Here is a 17,654-nt window from a genome sequence, read left to right as displayed (position 1 = left end):
GCGCCTGCGCCAGTGGGAAGGTTTAGCCAATCCGCAGAAGATTGATCATCCGCTGCTGGCCGCGCCCTTTGACCAATTGCCGCCCGAGCAACCAGTGCCTGAGTTGGACGAGTTGATGCAAGGTGTGCTCAAACGCGCAAGGGAAGACTGGCCACAGTACGATGAAGTGCTGTCTTTGCCAGCATTGAAGGGTTGAACAGGTGCAAAAGGACCTCCGAGCGATTTGCCCTCTGGGACAACGAAAGCCGTGGGTGACGGTGCTCCAGCGGCGAATGGCGCGAGCTTCCAGGATGAAAAGCCGGCAGCGGAAGCACCTAAGCCGACGAGACTTACCACGGTTACGGACGAGATGAAGGCCAATCCTTACCATCCGGATTGGCGGCGGTATGCAGGTAGTGAGCCCCGAGCGGTTGGGGCGGATGTTGTTAGCGGCGTTCCACAGGTGGTAGATCCGAAGTCCTTAATTGGAAGGCAGGGCCGAGATGAAATATCCGAGTCACAGGTGAGGCGAATGACAAAGGACATGAATTGTTTCTGCTGGGCTTGATTGCATTGTTGATCCTGAATTCAATCGGGCTTGATAAATGGCCACTTTACTGTCGTTTTGAATAGTAGATGCAAAAGAAGTAGCCGGAACCAGTAAGAATAATTTGCCTGTTCTTTTTGATGGGAAGTTCGCTACTAAGCATTTGCTTGGTGCGGCTAAGACACCCAGGGAAATAGGGGGCAGACCACGATTAGTGCACCAATGTATATTGGTGGTCTGACCCCTATTTCTCTTGAGGTAAAAAGCGGGTCGGCTAGTAAGACCAGCTATCAAGAATTTACCGATTACTTTGTTAATGAGTTTGGGGCGCAAGGGAAAGGACGGCTAAATGGACAAGTCATCGAAAGCGCTACAACAGTCTATGTGCCATAAAGGTGGGAAATATGAAGCTCGAAGCCGAAAATAGTCCTGTAGTAGTAGGTGTAAATCAAGCGCAGATTATAAAGGCGCTAAAAAAATTAAAAAGCTACGGCCCTAGCTCATTCGCATGTATAACTGATGATGAGGGTAACTATGTGCAAGTGGCTGGAGGCAGATTCACTTGTTTTATTGAAAGATATGACGCTAAAAGTAAAAAACTGTTCAGAGGTTATCATTCAAATTCTAGTACAAACTTTGAAGATGGAAGCTTACTGTCGTTTGGTGCGGGCCGTGTACCATTAAAAAAGGATGAGTGGTTTAATATTGATGATGTAATCGAGGTTTTTTCCTTGTTTAATCAGAATCAGTCTCTACCAGCGACTGTCTACTGGCGTGAGATAAATATTTTGAGTCAAAGCGACGGCTGAATAAGTGAAAAAAAGGGGGCAGACCCTGAGGAGTCCCCACAAATCTACTCTAGCCTCTGAGCTTGCCGGTGAGAAAATAGGGGTCAGACCACGATTACTGCTAAAACGTATATTGGTGGTCTGAACCCTATTTTCTAATTCGGTAAAAAATACCAGAGGGACCGCATAAAACAGCGGCTGAAAATGCGCTCAAGGCTGGCAGGATCGAATGCAAAATATTCAAATGGCCGCAATAATTCTGGAGGGTGTGGTGATGATTCCTTGGTCGTTGTTGCTTGAGCAAAAAGCAGGTGATGTCCTTGATACATCCGGAGCGGCACTTTCACTCATCGATGAGGGTGTTTATGGAACTTGCGATAATCAATTCTGCTTGGCGGACACCGTTAACGAGGATGGTCAAGACAAACTCCGATTAGTTTCTTTTTACTGGGCAGCCAGCGAGGCAGCGTTTCGTCGAGCCTATTTCAGAGAAGTTGAACGTGATGACATGGCTGTCAGTAGTCCCTCTGCGGAATTGATACCAAAGACGGCAGGCACGACCTATGGTCAAATCAAGCAAGCGTGGAAGGCCGTGGGGGACGTTATGGAACATGCCTCTTACCGCATAATGTCAGATGGTGCCTTCGTTCACAAAAGCCTCGAGAACGCTTCAGTGGTCTACTATTTTCGCTCGACAGACATATTGGATGACGAGCTGCCCTATGCCATTTTGTGGAAATGTCGTGTGCATGGTAACTATTAAAAAGCAGCAGTGAGTGAGGTGATTAATGGTAGACAGTGGAGAAACGCCGGATAGGCTGCTTGACCGACGTGCTGCTGGATTTGCGGCATTTAGATCAGAGCGTCTGCCGGTGCTGCATAAATTCTGTGAAAGTCTCGGATTTGATCAGCCTCATGAAGTATTGGTTGAGCCAAAAAAGTTTTTAGCTCTGCTGGACCGTGGGTTTCAGCACGCTGTTATCAGTGAGGAACACAGAGTCTGGTTTGTGACGCGTATCGGATATTACATTGGCGAGTACCTGATTTCCTTGTTTTATGGCTGCTGGCTACTTGATGATGATCGGCTGTCATCGTCTTTCGCCAAATATGTGGTCGGCGACTTTTCAATTGAAGGGGTTAAAGCAAAAGTTGTCGACCCTTTTGAAATCGCACAGCGTTATGCTACAACGCCGGCCCCGCGGTTCTTAAGACAAGAGATTGAAACAGTACTGGACTAAAGGGGGCGGTTTATTTGGTAGTGGCGCCAGTCGGTAAGCGGTTAAATAAATCCGTCCCCTTTAATCCCATCGCGCGGCGTCTTCCGGTTTTTGCGCGAGCAAGCGCCCTCCTGCGCAGGGCAATTAGGGTTATGCGTGGTATCGATGGAGTACATGTTGAATATTCGCGAACTTATAAAACACATCACCTCTGCTGAGCAGTACGAAGGGGATTATGGAAGCTGCATAAGTGACCGGGATTTAATACTGAGTGGCGTCGAATTTTCGCACCGCGACAGTGTGCCGGATGACTATCTTGAGTTTCTTGAGCAGTTCGGCTTCGGTGACTTGGACAGCGCGCTCTACATCGAGGACGGCCCAGTGAAGTACGCCGCCATCGCCAAATGCGAGGTCGATGCCTACCGTCATATGTATGTGTTTGCCAGCAGTGGGAGCGGTGTGCTTTATGCATTCGACGCAGAGAACGATTGGTCAATCGTAGAAATTGATCCTGAACTGGATGGGGCAACAGTTTTGTTCGAGGACTTTTCGAGCTTCATGTTGAGCCAGTTAGAGGCGGTCAAGGGTTACGTGGATTGGCGCGCCGCACAGTAATAGGCGCAACGCGCGCACTTGCATTATTAAGGATGATCAATGAAACCTGTAAAACTCTCCCTGCAAGCTTTCCTGATGTCCTGCCTGGTGGCCGGTTGGGGGCTTGTCTACGTGGGCCGTATCAAGTGGGCCATTTCGGTTGCTGCGCTGTTGTACGGCGGTGTGGTGCTGCTCGGCGTGTTCGGTCTGAGCGCCTCGCCCATCGGGCTGTACGTGTTGTTCGGCTGGATTATCGCGGTCAAGCTCAGCTCGGCGATCGTATCGGCAGTGTTGGCCCGTCGTTACACGGGCCCGGCGGGCGTGCCGCGCAAACGGTTCCACGCGCTATACGTCGGCGTGTTGATCGTGATCACGTTCATTCTGTTGGAGGTCCTGCGGGGGCCGCTGATGGGGTTCAAGAACTACTACATTCCGACCGGTTCGATGGCGCCGACGGTGTCCGTGGGCGACTACATTGTGGCCGACCTCAAGGCCGGTGCGCCGAAGGTCGGCGATATCGTGGTGTACCGTTGGAACGGCACTGAGGCGATCAAGCGCGTGGCGGGTGTCGGGGGCGATACGTTGGCCATCGTCAACGGCGAACTGATCCGCAACGGTGAAAACCTCGGCCTGTTTCATGCGCCGGCAGACCGTGTGAATGGGCCGGCGTCGATGGAGTTGGCTCCGCTCAAGGTCGAGCCAGGGCACGTCTACCTGCTGGGTGACAACCGCAATAACAGCAATGACAGCCGCTTTATGGGACAGGTGGCCGTTGAAGAGGTGGTCGGTAAGGTCACAGGCATCTGGTTTTCCGAAGAGCGGGCACGCATCGGTATGACGTTCCCGTGAATGCTCAAACGCGCTTGGCGCGCTTTTTCAGCATTGGGTGTCGGGTTGCCCAGTGGCTGTGCCTGTTGGTGATGTTCGCCAGCGCCACGGTATCCATGCTGGCCTGGGCCTACCTCGATCCTGGTTCGACGCCGTTGGGCGTGGCAGTCGCAGGCTTCCTGTGGTGCGGCATTGGGCTGTTGTTCGCGTTCGTGTTTGAGCGATCGCGCACAACCGCAGCAACGCTTCGATTCATGCTGACTCGGATGGCCGCGATGCTGGTGCTCGCGGCCACGGCGGCCTACTTGCTCGGCCTGCTGTGGGTTGAGCCTGGGCGCGATTCCCTGGACGCTCTGTTGGAAAGGGCGTCCTGTGAAAAGTACGGCAGCACGATTGAAAAAGGCTGGGAGCGCAATTGCACCCGCCCGGAATAGACGCAATCACGTTGAAGTTGGAGTAACCCTGTATGGACGCAAATAGCACCCCTAAACGCCCCACAATCCTGGCCAGCATCGGCCGTCGCCTGGCCGCACGCATCATTGACTGCGCCATCGCGGTGCTGATCTTTTTCATCGTCAAATATAGTGCAGAGGCGTTGTCTGCCTATGTCCCTGCGGCGACGCCCAAGGCCGGTTTCCTCTGCGCGTTTTTTGCGGGCTTTGCCTACTTCCTGCTGGCTGATGCGCTCCCCAACGGCCAGAGCCTGGGCAAGCGCCTGCTGAGCATTGCCACGGTTGACCGCAAGACCCTCAAGGGTTGCAGCGTTTCCCAGTCGTTTACGCGTAACTCCGGTGCGCTGGTGGTCATCGATTGGGTGTGGATCCTCATGGAATCGAGGACACGCCTGGGCGACATGTTCGCCAAGACCATCGTGATCCAGACCGGTAATCTGACGAGCGTTCGCAGCCTGGCGGATATTTACGACAAAGGCAGGGGATAAGCACGTTATGAACGATTCAGTATCGGCTGCCCAAACCTGGGACCTCGCTTTTTATTTATTACGTAAAGGCTAATGGCCACTGTCGTTTTTGTTTTCCTGACAAAGCCTTAGGAGATTTCGCCAGAGGCTTGCACGCAAGCGCCAGTAAAACGGCGCCGCCGGGGCGTCAAAACAGCCTGAGAACGCCTTTCAACTTCGTAAAATGCCGCGATTGTTTAAAGCACGATACTTTTCAGGGACGAATTCAGACATGAAAAAATAGGGGTCAGACCACGGTTAAATTAATGGTGGTCTGACCCCTATTTCTTATGACCCCTATTTCTTAGGTGAGGGTGCTGGCCGATAACTTCTCAAGCTTCATCCTTAATCAATTGATTGAGGTGAAAGGTTACGTCGATTGGCGTGCGGAGCAATGAGGAGCACTCAAGCGGGTAGCTGAAAGCGTTTCCACAATAACCCCGAGGTTATGGTGAACATGTACGAAAAATTAGAAGTATTTAATGCGCTGGGATGTGCGCTATTAGAGCGGCTGACGCCTGTTTCTTCAGGTGAAATAAGTGTGATGCGGCAGCAGTGGCCGGCGGCGCCAGACGAGTACTTTGCTTTTATGCAGAAGCGGGGGCACGGTGAAATCAAGGAGGACGACTGCGCGCTGCCGCTTTTGACGATTCAACCGATGCTGCTTTCTGCTAAGGCTGACTACTTCGGTGATGATGGAATTTATAAAGACGGGCCCTATGAAGCGTGCGCGAAGGGCGAGGTGTGGCTGTTCGGCTGGGATAGCGTCGGGACTGCTTTCGGTTTCGACAGCGGAGACCACTGGCGATTGTTGGAAATCGACAATATGCGTTGGATAACGCGACTTGACTTGTCCTTTTGTCAGTTCGTCGAAGGGCTGTTGGTTTGTTACCCACAGCGACCAGTGAGCTTTGCGAATGGAGTTTGGCGCGACTCGGGAGATGTTTCTTACAGCGCGCCGGCATAGGCACAACAGCCTGCCGGGCAGAGCACGGTTACATTAATGGTGGTCTGACCACTATTTCCCCCGAAGCTGCTGTTCAGTGTGCTGGACGGTCTTTTTGTACTGTTCGGCCTGCGTCGTCGCTTGGGCGATATGTTGGCCAAGACGATTGTCATCAATACCTGAGCAGGGCGGCCTGAACGGCCGCCCGGTCTGAGTCAGGACGGGCTGGCGTTCAGCCTGCGACTGATCGCATCCAACAAATCACAGCCGTCGCGCAGCGGAATCGCCAGCAGATGGGCGAAGTCCTGCAGCACTAATGCGTCGCTGCTGAGCTGATCGCGGAAGGCCAGGTTTTCCAGGAGTTGGGTGACGGCTTGGATGCGGTGCACGGCGGCGTCGTGGAGGACGTCGAGGGGGGCTTGGGTGTCGATCAGCAGGGCGGGGACGGTGCAGTCGTGGCCGGTCAGGGGCATGTAACGGTTCATAATTGGCACTCTGTTAAGTGGTTGAGGCCACCACTCAATCGTCGCCAAACGAATGGGTGGCAGCTGTACGCAGGTTGGCGAACCGGCAACAGAGTAAACCGGCAGACCCGGAGGTCTCCCGCGCACAGCCGCCATAAAAGGTACGGCTTTGCGGGTGCAAAAACACCTGCATGAAAGCGGATTGCTTTTGCACTCTGTTGTCAGGTCGCCAAACCTGATCGCCATTTGGGCGACGGCCGGACTATAAGCCCCTCACCCAAAACCGCGCAAGGCATCAAAGTAGTGGCACAATGCCTCATGCTATGCCATCCACTGCCGACACACTGGCGATGCCCAGACGCATCAAAAATCTGAATCGGCCTTCGCCGGCGTTTTCGAAACTGCTCCACCGCTATACCCAAGGAAGCTCTTCAATGAAAATGCATCGTCTGCTTATCTCGCTCGCTGCGCTGGTGACCTGCACCAGCAGCTTCGCCGCAGCGCCTGCCCTGCAAAGTTTTCTCGCCTGCGACCAGAACTCCCTGGCTGTGGTAAGCCAGCCAGGGCTCAAGGACCGTGTCACCCATAAGGTGGAGAACGGCAGGATCACGCTCAGCGGCGGCACAAAATCCGATATGGGCCAGCGCTGGATGTTCGACACGCCACTGACGTTTGACGGTATGACCTTGACCGGCTTTTTCGCCGAAGACCAAGACCTGATGGGCCCGCGCATCATCAACTGGGGTTTCTACACCGAGCAGGCGCCCGACGCGCTTTACGCACAGCTGAGTAAAGTTCCGGGTACGGCGTTGGAGAAAGCCAACGGTATCTTCGCGCGTGCGCAGATCTGGTCGCACAAGCAATCAGCCTGGGTACCGGAGGGCGGCGATGACAACGCAGGCAAGCTGGTCACCGATACGGCCGAACGCATCTTGATGGTCGAGCCCGCACCGAGTGACCTGGCCAAGCCCAGCAATGGCATGATCACCTGCTCGGTTCAGGGTGCGGTGAGCGCAGCGATGCTCAAGACCACTCGACCTGACCTGATCAAGTGAGCTGAGGCCGGCAACGATACCGCGGGCATGCTGAATGCCTGCGGTGTTCTCTGGTTTTTCGCGAGCAAGCTCGCTCCTACAGGGGGCGGGGTTACAGCAACTTGCGCTGCACCGCCTCATCCAGCGTACTGCGCGTCAGCGCCTCGACCACTTCCCGCGTATCGCTCTGGAACGGGATGCCCACGATCAGCACCAGGTGCACCCACGTGCGCACCGATTCGCTCTTTTTGACGCGGCCCAGTTCCTTGCCATCCTTGTCCTTGAACACCGTCTCCAGGGTAAAGATGTTCTTTGCCGTGGTCGGGATGACGAAGAACGTGAAGCCGGTGAGGAACGCCGAGACCGGGCTGTACTCTTGGTTGCAGTGTCGACGTAGACATGTGGATAACTTAAGTGCGTGTTGTTTATTTTTTTAAACCCCAAAAAACTCAGTGGGCCGAGCAAACGCCCGGATGGTTTTTGTTTGCCCGACAAGGCTTTATAACCGAGCGCCGCGCGCTTGGCTGGCAGTGCCATTAAAACGACACTACTTGAGCGGTAAAACAGCTTGAGAAGCGCTTTCAACTCCGTAAAATGCCGCGATTGTTTAAAGCACGATACTTTTCAGGGACGAACTCAGACATGCGTGTGTTTGCCGTACTTATCGCGGCCTGCCTACTGGCGGGCTGTGCCTCCAAGCCGGATTACTACATCTCGCCGGCGCCGGTCACAATTGCGAAGATTGCTACTTACTGGCTCGACAACTTCGATGTTGAGGTGGAGGGGCAGAACGATCGCTTCATGTCGGACGATAAAGTCCGCGAACAATTGGGCATTGACCTGATTAACCGCCTGCTTAAAGCCAAGCGATACGCCACCAGCAAGGCTTCCGCCGATTACCTGCTCGATGTGAAAGTCGTCTACAAACGGCTCATCCAGGATACGCACGGCGCGCTTGTCAGCACGATCATCGAAGACAACAAGTACTTGGTCTCGGTTGATTTCAGCTATGAGGTCAAGGTCAAGAAAGGCGATACCGAAGTCCTGCATTTTGCGCAAACGCGCGAACGCCTCATGCCGAGTATGGGGCCGGGACAATGGCAACACTGGAAGACCGTTGGCGGTATTTTGACCCGTAGCGGCAACTCAAATGTCGAGGGGTTTTATACCGGTAATTTGAGCAGTTTCATCGCCACCGATCTCCGTAACATTCCATCCCGTTAGTTTCATCCGCTTTAACCGATTTATCACCCAGGAGCACCCTGTGAACACACTGTCCAAAATCCTGCTGTCGGGCCTCACCGCCGCAGCGCTGCTGACCGTGGCCGGTTGCGCCACGGAGAGCAACCGCGCCATGCCGGTGGAACAAGTCGCCAGCGCCCACGTCGCTTATTCCGGCGTGCGCGTGCCAATCGCCGTGGGCAAGTTCGACAACCGCTCCAGCTACATGCGCGGCATCTTCTCCGACGGCGTTGACCGTCTCGGCGGACAGGCCAAGACCATCTTGATCACCCACTTGCAGCAGACCAACCGCTTCAGCGTGCTGGACCGCGACAACATGGGCGAAATCTCCCAGGAAGCCGCGATCAAAGGCACCGTGCAGAAGCTCAAAGGCGCTGACTATGTGGTGACCGGCGATGTGACCGAGTTCGGCCGCAAAGAGACCGGTGACCGCCAGCTGTTCGGCATCCTTGGCCGTGGCAAGACCCAGGTGGCCTACGCCAAAGTCGCACTGAATATCGTCAACATCAGCACCTCCGAAGTGGTGTATTCCACCCAGGGCGCCGGTGAGTACGCGCTGTCCAACCGTGAAGTGGTCGGCTTCGGCGGCACCGCCAGCTATGACTCCACCCTCAATGGCAAGGTCCTCGACCTGGCCATGCGCGAAGCCATCAACCGCCTCGTCGACGGCATCAACGCCGGCGCCTGGAACCCGCGCAACTGATCAGCAACACCTCAAGGAGCAGTACACGGATGAGCAAGGCAGTTAAGTTGGCGCTGATGCTGACAGCAGTCGCAACGGTCGCCGGGTGCCAGACGGCGCCCCAACCCCTGTATCAATGGGAAAGCTACCAGCCGCAGGTTTACGAGTACTTCAAGGGCGAGCCCAAGGAAGCGCAGGTCGAGGCGCTGGAGCGGGATCTGCAGAAGATCAACGCCAGCGGCCGCAAGGCCCCGCCGGGCTACCACGCGCACCTGGGCATGCTCTACCTGAGCATGGGCAAGGATGACCAGATGGTGCAGGAGTTCCGCACCGAGAAGGCACTGTTCCCTGAGTCCGCCGCCTACATGGATTTTCTGCTGAAAAACGCCAAGACCGGAGTCGCCGCTAAATGAGCCTGTTGAAACTCACTGGCGCCTTGCTGGCCCTGGCCCTGCTCGGCGGTTGCGCAGCCCCCAAGACCATTGACTACACGGCATACAAACAGGCGCGACCGAAGTCGATCCTGGTACTGCCGCCGATCAATGAGTCGCCGGAAGTGCAGGCCTCCTACAGCATGGTCTCGCAAGTGACCTACCCGTTGGCGGAAGCCGGCTACTACGTGTTGCCGATTGCCCTGGTGGACGAAACCTTCCGCCAGAACGGCCTGACCACTGCCAACGATATCCAGGCGGTGCCACCGGCCAAGCTGCATGACATCTTTGGCGCGGATTCGGCGTTGTACATCACCGTTACCAATTACGGCACCAAGTACATGCTGATCTCCAGCGACACCTCCGTGACGGCCTCGGCCAAACTGGTCGACCTGCGCACCGGCACCACCCTGTGGACCGGCTCGGCGCATGCGTCCAGCGAGGAAGGCAACAACAACGGCGGTGGCCTCGTCGGCATGCTGATCACGGCGGCGGTCAAGCAAGTGATCAACAGCTCCACCGATGCGGCGCATCCGATCGCCGGTATCACCAGCGCGCGCCTGCTGTCGCCGGGGCAGCGTGCGGGGATCCTGTACGGCCCGCGTAATCCCAAGTACGGCACGGACTGATATCCGGATTCTGAGAGCACCACAGTTGGACTGTGGTGTTATTTGAATCAGGGTTAACCCGAACATCCCGCACCTTGCGTCTGACCTTGTGAACGGATCATTCATTCACGAGGTTCAGCCCATGTCCCACCCTCTGTTTTTCCTGCGTCCTGCCGCCCAAGGCTTTGCCGTCACCATGGTGGTGGCGTTGGCCGGTTGTGGGCTGTCCTCATCCCCTGAGTTGGCCAAACCGGCTGAGCCCGTCGCCGAATTGCAAAGCGCGCCGGTCCAGGGCGCCTTGGTCAAACGCATGGCAATGCCCGCCCCAATGCGCATGCAGGAATCAGCGGCGATGGACTACCGCAGCGAACCCCGCGAGCAATACGCCAACCTGCCGGACAACCCGGTGCATCGCGTGGCCGAAACGCCGGTTTCAACCTTCAGTGTTGATGTCGACACGGGCAGCTACGCCAACGTCAGACGCTTCCTCAACCACGGCAGCCTGCCGCCCGAAGGCGCTGTGCGACTCGAGGAAATGGTCAACTATTTCCCCTACCACTACGCGTTGCCCACCGACGGCTCGCCCTTTGGCGTGACCACCGAAGTGGCCGCCACACCGTGGAACCCGCGCACCCAACTGCTGCGCATCGGCATCAAGGCGTCCGACCGCCCCGTGGCGGAGTTGGCGCCGGCCAACCTGGTGTTCCTAGTGGACGTGTCCGGCTCCATGGACCGTCGCGAAGGCTTGCCGCTGGTGAAAAGCACGCTGAAATTGCTGGTGGATCAGTTGCGTGAGCAGGACCGTGTTTCGCTGGTGGTCTATGCCGGTGAGTCCCGGGTAGTGCTCGAACCGACTTCCGGTCGAGACAAGGTGAAGATCCGCAACGCCATTGACAAACTCACCGCAGGCGGCTCCACGGCGGGCGCTTCCGGCATCGAACTGGCCTACCAGATGGCCCGCGAAGGCTTTATCGACAACGGCATCAACCGCATCCTGCTGGCGACCGACGGTGACTTCAACGTGGGCATCAGTGATTTCGACAGCCTCAAACAGATGGCGGTAGAGCAGCGCAAAAGCGGCGTGTCCCTCACCACCCTGGGTTTCGGTGTGGATAACTACAACGAACACCTGATGGAACAACTGGCCGACGCTGGCGACGGCAATTACGCCTACATCGACAACCTGCGCGAAGCGCGCAAAGTGCTGGTGGACCAACTCAGCTCGACCCTGGCGGTGGTGGCGCGCGATGTGAAGTTGCAGGTGGAATTCAACCCGGCGCAGGTCAAAGAATACCGCCTGCTGGGCTATGAAAACCGCGCCTTGAAACGTGAGGATTTCAATAACGACAAAGTCGACGCCGGTGAAATTGGCGCAGGGCATACGGTCACTGCGTTGTATGAAATTGTGCCCAAGGGCGAGAAGGGCTGGTCGGAGCCTTTGCGCTACGCTGCTGCGCCTGCAGCTGAGGATAAATCGGGTGAGCTGGCGATGCTGCGCGTGCGCTACAAGTCGGCGGCGGGGGGTGACAGTCAGTTGATCGAGCGCCCCATCCGCAATAAATCCACCCAAGCGAGCGACGACCTGCGCTTCGCGGCGGCAGTGGCAGCCTTTGCACAACAGCTCAAGGGCGATGGCCGCTACACTGGCAGCATGAGCCTGCAGGACACTGCCGCCCTGGCTCGCTCGGCCCGAGGCAATGACCCGTTCGGCCTGCGTAATGAGTTCGTGCAACTGGTGGAATTGGCCCAAAGCCTCAAACACTGATCTTGAATGCAACACTGGTCGAAATGTGGGAGGGGGCTTGCCCCCTCCCACATTTACAAAAGGAGTTCGCCCATTACATGGCCGTTCCAGACGATCCACCCAGCGACGAAGCGCTGCTGGCCCGCTACCGAACCGGCGACAGCGCCGCGTTCGAAGCCTTGTACGCGCGCCATCGCCAGGGCCTGTACCGATTCCTCGTGTCCCTGAGCAACAAGGCCGAACTGGCCGAGGAAATCTACCAGGAAACCTGGCTCAGCTTGATCCGCAGCGCCACCCAGCCACAAGGCCGGGCGAGCTTTCGCACATGGCTGTTCCAGATTGCCCGCAACCGCCTGATCGACCACTGGCGCAAGCACGGCATCCACAACCCCCTGCACGACAGCTACGACGAGCAACTGCACGCCCAGGCCGACGACAGCGCCGGCCCCGAGCAGCAACTGAGCCTGAGCCGCGACCAGGCCCGTCTCGACGCCGCGCTGCAAGACCTGCCCGAAGACCAGCGCGAAGTTTTCCTGCTGCGCCTGCACGGCGACCTCGACGTGCCGCAAATCGCCGCCCTCACCGGCGCCCCGCTGGAAACCGTCAAAAGCCGCCTGCGTTACGCCCAGCAGAAACTGCGTCGCCTGCTGGCCGAGGAGATACCCGCATGACCGACCCCCGACACACCCCGGACCCTGACGACGTGCTGCTCCAGCACATGCGTCAACACAGCACCGGCGAGCCGCCCGCGTCCCTCGACGCCTTCATCCTCGCCACCGCCCGCCGCGAAGCCCCGGCGCCGCAGCCGAGCCTGTGGCAACGCTGGCTGCAAGCCTGCCAACGGCCACGCTGGCAGATGGCGTTCGCCACCGTCGCAGGCTTAGCGCTGATGATCGGCGTGGTCCTACGCGAGCCCGTGCCGCACCCCGACATCTCCACGGCGACCTTCTCCGCCCTTCATGAGGAAGCCGCGCGTCCTGCTCCGCCCCCGATGTCCGCCCCTGCGCCCGTGGCCCGACTGGCCGTCGCCCCCAAGGCCGAGAGCGCGCAAGTCATGGGCTCGATGGCGGATGAGTCGCCCGCCAAACTCAGCAAGCGTGCGCCGGTGGCGGTGCCAGTGTTGGAGGAGGGGTTGCGGGAGATCGTGAGGCTTCGTGAGGCTGGGGAAACCAGAGCGGCGGATGAGAAGCTGTTGGCGTTGCACGAGCGCTTTCCTGAGGAAGACTTGCCGGCGCGGTTGGAGGCATTGCAGAAACATTGAATGTCGCCCACAAAAAAGCCCCAGGCCTTTCGACCTGGGGCTTTCTCGTCATATCTGGTGCACCCGGCGGGATTCGAACCCACGACCCCTGCCTTCGGAGTCCTAAAAGTCGACGTTTAGAATCAATACGTTAGCGCGGATTAGCCAGGAAATCAAAGGGTTGTAGTAGCTGGGGTTAGTGGGTTTTCGCCCCGGTTAGCGAGGCGAGTGTGGCAAATTTGTGGCATTCCGATCAGTAGCTAAGCCTCTCCACACACCTAATCGACTGAGCTCACCCAAAAAAGTAGTCAGTAATGAAGGGCAGTAAGCGGCCAAAACCGGTCATTTGAAAAGGCACGAAGCGATTGTGGGCTCAACCGGTCGATGCAACATTCCTTCTGCTTATACAGAATTCAGCTATTTCGCATCCACCCGTTGAATCCACAACCCGATGCGGAGGCTGCTGCTGAGCGTCAGTTTTTGTAAAGCTACTAGCGACCGTGTCCTCAAGGACAGAAAAAATCACCTAGAGATCCGCAAGCAGTGGCGTCCACACTTTTTCGAGCTGCCGTATTGCGTCCTGCCAGTCAAAGGTGTCGTTGAGTTTTACTCGCAATGCCTTCGCTCGCGAGAATGCTGCATTTCTATCGATGAGCACAGCCTCAATGGCACGCTCCCACTCCTGCGCCGACCACAAAAGATCATCGCGAGTTTCAACAATCATACTGTGGGCTTCCTTACCTAGTAACTCCTTCAGTAGTGTTGCAAGGCCGCTGCGATCGCTTACAAGCACGGGTGTATTTGCGGCGATGGCCTCCAGCGCAACCAGCCCAAACCCCTCACTTCGGGATGGCATCAAAACAAGCGAAGACATCAAGATATCTTGCTGCAGAAGAGCTAGATTTGGCGAATAGTCACGCACCTCGACGTCCAGCTTACCCCCTGCGAACTCAATGAGGCGCACTCTTAAATCCTGACCGGTACCAATCGGCGCGCCCCGGACTACTAAGCGTGGGGCAGACTCGATCCTATTACGCCGGTTAACCTCGCCAAGTGCCTTTGCGGCAATGTCTAAACCTTTGAGCGTCCAATCCTCAGCGCGTCCTAGTAACAGGCACTGGATCTCGGGTGGCAGGCGGGCCGGGCGCGAGCTCACACTAAACCCCGGATTCAGCTGATGCACGATAGGCTGCGGATCCGCTAAGTAAACAAGCGTCTCGGCGCTCTTTGTGAGCTTCGGCCCAACACCCACAACAAGGGCTGCACTGCCAGCAAGCTGCTTTAGCAGATGCCTTCTGGCTTCAGCTGTCGTCGCAGTATCGTCCGGCCCAAGCTTGTCCTTATGCCATTCGATATCCTCTGGGCGAGTGTGGATAAACAAGACAAACTTTGTGTTTTTATATCGCTGGGTCAGCACATTGGCGTGCGGACCGGTCTTGCGATCATGCCCAATAATTAGCACGGGATGAAAATTCTCTGGCAGCTGGGTATTTAGTAGCAACTTCTCCGAACCTTCGAGGCCGAACTCAGGCGAGGGGCTGACTAAGTGCACACCGGCCGCCTCCGCAGCGTTGCGCTCCTTTACAGTTGATTCGGGAACTATGCATACGACTTGATGCCCAGCCGCGGCAAGTGCAATGCTCAGTTCACGGTTGAATGTCGATAGGCCACCGTGCCGTGACTCCCACTCCGTTCCTAGCGTGAGTATGTGGAGACAGCGGCCAGCAGGTGTGCTGTCGTTGAAACGCTTATCCAGAGAAGATTCTGAACTAGGGCGCTCGTTGTCTAATTTTGCAATTTCCTCAGAGGGAGAAGGTGCTTCAATGAGACGCTTCAAAGCAGTTTGTACGGAAGTTCGATCATGGCCTGTTGTGACTTTTTGGACGCCCTCTTCCAGTGCTCGGATGGCCTCACTTTTTTCCCCTTGAGCAGAAAGTGCTTCCGCCAATGATAAGTAGATCGCGAACAGACCCTTGTTCGTTGGAATCCGAACTGTAGCGTCTCTGAGTAAGTCAATGGCCTCGACCGTGCGCTCTTCTGTTACGAGTATCTGCGACACCCGAACGTAAATTGCGTAGAGGTTGTATTCCACCGGAATTTTAATCAGGGCCTGCCGTAACAACAGAATAGCGTCACCAGCTTCGCCTGTGGAAACCAGTAAATCCGCTTCAGCGAGATAAAGGGAGTAGAGGCCCTTGCTCGGTGAAATCTTAGAAATACCTTCCTCAAGTAGATCGATGGCTTCAGGGACCCGGCCTGCCTCGGTCAACAAATCTGCTGCGATTTGGTAAATAGCGAATAGGTTGGCTTCAGCGGGAACCATCTCGAAACCTTGTTGCGCCGCCTGCAGCATTAATTCGATGTCAGCTACTTCAGCCTCAAGACGCAAACGCAATACCCAAGCGGCCGCCCAAGCGTGGGGTCCCGTGCTACGACGCACATGTTCAAGAGCACGCTGATAATCTCCAGGACGGTTCCTAGTATAAAGCAGGCGCGCTAAGTGGTACTCCATCGCATTCGGACCTTCGTACTCAAGGTACGCCGATAGTACGCTGATGATTTCATCGCGCTGGGTCTCACCTTGGGCCTCCGGCGTGTTCCATCTATAAACCGAGCAGAGGTGAACACCAAAGCGCCGCGCGATGTCTGAAAGCTCCGCCAGGTCATCTGCCTGAACAAGATGATATCTAGCCTCTACGAATGCGCCGCCTAGCTTGCCGGCGGCGTTGACAATTTTTTTGGCTGCAAAATGGCGTGTGTAGTTACCGGCGGCAGCACGGTGAGCAACCAGGGTCTCGCGTGAGTTTTGCTTAAGTCGGTGCCGTGAGATTTCCCGCACAATGGGGTTCAGCGAATACCATCCGGCATGCTGTTCAAGTAAAAATCGAGAGCTGAGCTCCGCGAGGAAGTAGTCCAATGCAAGCGCGGGGCTCAAAACCCGCATGATACCGTCCACCGTCACTGCCTTCCTATACACCGAAAGTTTTTCGAGTGTTGATGCGCAAGCGCCATCCAGGTTTTCCAGCGCACGTACAAGCAGCTCGCGTTCAAGCTTGGAAATCAAACCTTGCGAGACTTCTTGATCGCGCGCCTCCCAAGCCTCGGGTAAGACTCCCGTGAGGTCGTCTAGCGCTTCCTGTTCAAGGCATCCCACAAGGACACGAATTGCACGCGGATTGCCCCCTAACCATCGTGAAACCTCAGGACGCCGCGAAGAGGGAATGTCCGCTTCGCGACCGCGGCTTGCTAGCAACTGACCTAGTAGATCGGCCCCTTCTTCGGGTGATAGTCCTGTCAGAGTTTTAAACTCAACTCGTTCGCCCCAACGACGTGTCTTGTCCAAAGCGTGGTGGCTCAATAACAGCAGACGGCCTGGTGCCGCGCGCTTGGAGACGCGCTCAATGAGGGCGGCCATACGGGAATATGGAGTGCCCGTGGCCATGTCAACCATTCTTTGGAATTCGTCGATAACAATATGCACCGGTTTGAGCAGTACTTGCTCGAACGCCAATTCCGTCGACGTACCACTATCTATGGCATTCGCGAGTTCCAAGTGGCCCTGAACGGCTAATTGTTGTGACAAATCGAGCATAAGATCGTCAATTTCGCCCGACTCGGGCGCGTCGATACGTGCCCCAATTGAGATCCTTCGCTCTACCTCCGATGCAACCTCAGATTTGCCGACGCCAGAGAAACCTTCAATGACGCAAATTCGGCGGTTGTCTGTGCTCCAATTATCAACAAGCCAGTTAGCGATTTCCCTGTGCTTTTCACCTAACATAGATCGTTACTCTTAAACATCGGTAGGTCCAGAACCATTCTTGGCCTGGCATTGCTATTTATAGCGCCGGGAAGTACTGATGAGCCTTGGGGCGCGAAAATCCATTTTGAGCTTTGATCATCCTTTTTATAGCATTCTGCCTTCATGCGTTTCAGGAGAGAAGGCCAAGAAGTGAATTGAACGGTCCGCTTTTGCCCGAGGCTGTGTAAAAACTGTTAACGCCAACGCTGAATTGACCCACGTGCTGACGTGCGATTAACCCACCCTCAAGTCAACACAAATCCAGTAAAAGTAGTGGTTCTCGGGGAGTCTGCCCGGGTCATTGATATCTCGGCAACGGGGTCAATTCGGCGCCGGCTCCAATACTGGCAACCTTCCCTGTAGGAGTCTGATCGTCGTTTACCCGAAGGCCGTCATTCAGCGGTATGACGATATTCCCATTCAGCCAAGTAGCCGGCACGTAGTGGCTGCTAGCATTAGAGCCCTGCGAATCGGCTGGGGATGGGGCGGTGTCGGCAGCTATCTGACAAAAGGGATAGAGGCGTCGCCGTTTCTGATAGCCGCTCACATA

At 56.2% G+C, this 17,654-nt stretch carries 18 protein-coding genes and 2 pseudogenes; 17 read left to right on the top strand and 3 right to left on the bottom strand.

Annotated elements, in window-relative coordinates:
• From AO064_RS31305 to AO064_RS18130, 9 genes and pseudogenes are all read left to right on the top strand, one after another.
• A pseudogene (locus AO064_RS31305) lies at nt 1–196 on the top strand (hypothetical protein); the annotation flags it as partial.
• 734 nt (nt 197–930) lie between these two features.
• Nucleotides 931–1,335, top strand: coding sequence for a hypothetical protein (locus AO064_RS30355; protein WP_082893955.1), 405 nt, complete (start codon nt 931–933; stop codon nt 1,333–1,335).
• Between the two features lie 208 nt (nt 1,336–1,543).
• Nucleotides 1,544–2,077 (top strand): hypothetical protein, encoded by a 534-nt coding sequence (locus tag AO064_RS18160; RefSeq protein WP_244159533.1) that lies wholly within the window; start codon nt 1,544–1,546, stop codon nt 2,075–2,077.
• Nucleotides 2,078–2,102: 25 nt separating this feature from the next.
• The gene (locus AO064_RS18155; protein WP_064054206.1) at nt 2,103–2,552 is read left to right on the top strand and encodes a hypothetical protein; all 450 of its coding nucleotides are present in this window, start codon (nt 2,103–2,105) and stop codon (nt 2,550–2,552) included.
• Nucleotides 2,553–2,705: 153 nt separating this feature from the next.
• Nucleotides 2,706–3,146, top strand: coding sequence for an SMI1/KNR4 family protein (locus tag AO064_RS18150; protein ID WP_224265920.1), 441 nt, complete (start codon nt 2,706–2,708; stop codon nt 3,144–3,146).
• Nucleotides 3,147–3,185: 39 nt separating this feature from the next.
• Nucleotides 3,186–3,974 (top strand): signal peptidase I, encoded by a 789-nt coding sequence (gene lepB, locus AO064_RS18145; protein WP_064054205.1) that lies wholly within the window; start codon nt 3,186–3,188, stop codon nt 3,972–3,974.
• A complete protein-coding gene (locus tag AO064_RS18140) occupies nt 3,971–4,387 on the top strand; it encodes a hypothetical protein (protein ID WP_064054204.1) in 417 nt (138 codons plus the stop codon). The genes lepB and AO064_RS18140 overlap by 4 nt, the downstream gene beginning before the upstream one ends.
• A 32-nt stretch (nt 4,388–4,419) precedes the next feature.
• Nucleotides 4,420–4,893 (top strand): RDD family protein, encoded by a 474-nt coding sequence (locus tag AO064_RS18135; protein WP_064054203.1) that lies wholly within the window; start codon nt 4,420–4,422, stop codon nt 4,891–4,893.
• A 475-nt stretch (nt 4,894–5,368) separates the two neighbouring features.
• Nucleotides 5,369–5,878, top strand: a complete 510-nt coding sequence (locus tag AO064_RS18130) for a hypothetical protein (RefSeq protein ID WP_147469647.1) — start codon at nt 5,369–5,371, stop codon at nt 5,876–5,878.
• A 194-nt stretch (nt 5,879–6,072) separates the two neighbouring features.
• Here the strand turns inward: AO064_RS18130 and AO064_RS18125 are convergent, their stop codons facing one another.
• The gene (locus AO064_RS18125) at nt 6,073–6,330 is read right to left on the bottom strand and encodes a hypothetical protein (RefSeq protein ID WP_064054213.1); all 258 of its coding nucleotides are present in this window, start codon (nt 6,328–6,330) and stop codon (nt 6,073–6,075) included.
• Nucleotides 6,331–6,755: 425 nt separating this feature from the next.
• Here AO064_RS18125 and AO064_RS18120 point away from each other — a divergent pair, with 425 nt between their 5' ends.
• Nucleotides 6,756–7,376 (top strand): hypothetical protein, encoded by a 621-nt coding sequence (locus tag AO064_RS18120; RefSeq protein ID WP_064054201.1) that lies wholly within the window; start codon nt 6,756–6,758, stop codon nt 7,374–7,376.
• 91 nt (nt 7,377–7,467) lie between these two features.
• On the opposite strand, the pseudogene AO064_RS18115 reads toward AO064_RS18120, so the two are convergent.
• A pseudogene (locus AO064_RS18115) lies at nt 7,468–7,743 on the bottom strand (hypothetical protein); the annotation flags it as partial.
• A gap of 254 nt (nt 7,744–7,997) precedes the next feature.
• Here AO064_RS18115 and AO064_RS18110 point away from each other — a divergent pair.
• The 7 genes from AO064_RS18110 to AO064_RS18080 all read left to right on the top strand — a co-directional run bounded on the left by AO064_RS18110 (nt 7,998) and on the right by AO064_RS18080 (nt 13,323).
• The gene (locus AO064_RS18110; RefSeq protein ID WP_064054200.1) at nt 7,998–8,579 is read left to right on the top strand and encodes a hypothetical protein; all 582 of its coding nucleotides are present in this window, start codon (nt 7,998–8,000) and stop codon (nt 8,577–8,579) included.
• 40 nt (nt 8,580–8,619) lie between these two features.
• On the top strand, nt 8,620–9,300 hold the full coding sequence (locus AO064_RS18105; protein ID WP_012721602.1) for a CsgG/HfaB family protein: 681 nt from the start codon (nt 8,620–8,622) through the stop codon (nt 9,298–9,300).
• Nucleotides 9,301–9,329: 29 nt separating this feature from the next.
• Nucleotides 9,330–9,692: a DUF4810 domain-containing protein gene (locus AO064_RS18100; RefSeq protein WP_064054199.1), complete on the top strand. Its 363-nt coding sequence runs from the start codon at nt 9,330–9,332 to the stop codon at nt 9,690–9,692.
• A complete protein-coding gene (locus AO064_RS18095; RefSeq protein ID WP_012721604.1) occupies nt 9,689–10,339 on the top strand; it encodes a DUF799 domain-containing protein in 651 nt (216 codons plus the stop codon). Before AO064_RS18100 ends, AO064_RS18095 begins: the two co-directional genes overlap by 4 nt.
• 121 nt (nt 10,340–10,460) lie before the next feature.
• Nucleotides 10,461–12,083 (top strand): vWA domain-containing protein, encoded by a 1,623-nt coding sequence (locus AO064_RS18090; RefSeq protein ID WP_064054198.1) that lies wholly within the window; start codon nt 10,461–10,463, stop codon nt 12,081–12,083.
• A gap of 77 nt (nt 12,084–12,160) precedes the next feature.
• A complete protein-coding gene (locus AO064_RS18085) occupies nt 12,161–12,733 on the top strand; it encodes an RNA polymerase sigma factor (RefSeq protein ID WP_064054197.1) in 573 nt (190 codons plus the stop codon).
• Nucleotides 12,730–13,323, top strand: a complete 594-nt coding sequence (locus tag AO064_RS18080) for a hypothetical protein (protein WP_064054196.1) — start codon at nt 12,730–12,732, stop codon at nt 13,321–13,323. The genes AO064_RS18085 and AO064_RS18080 overlap by 4 nt, the downstream gene beginning before the upstream one ends.
• A 505-nt stretch (nt 13,324–13,828) precedes the next feature.
• On the opposite strand, the gene AO064_RS18075 is transcribed toward AO064_RS18080, so the two are convergent.
• On the bottom strand, nt 13,829–17,083 hold the full coding sequence (locus AO064_RS18075; protein WP_064054195.1) for a glycosyltransferase: 3,255 nt from the start codon (nt 17,081–17,083) through the stop codon (nt 13,829–13,831).
• Nucleotides 17,084–17,654: the final 571 nt, after the last annotated feature.

Origin of the sequence: Pseudomonas marginalis, from assembly GCF_001645105.1 — a bacterium.
GTDB lineage: Bacteria > Pseudomonadota > Gammaproteobacteria > Pseudomonadales > Pseudomonadaceae > Aquipseudomonas > Aquipseudomonas petroselini.
This window is presented reverse-complemented; position numbering and strand designations above follow the sequence as displayed.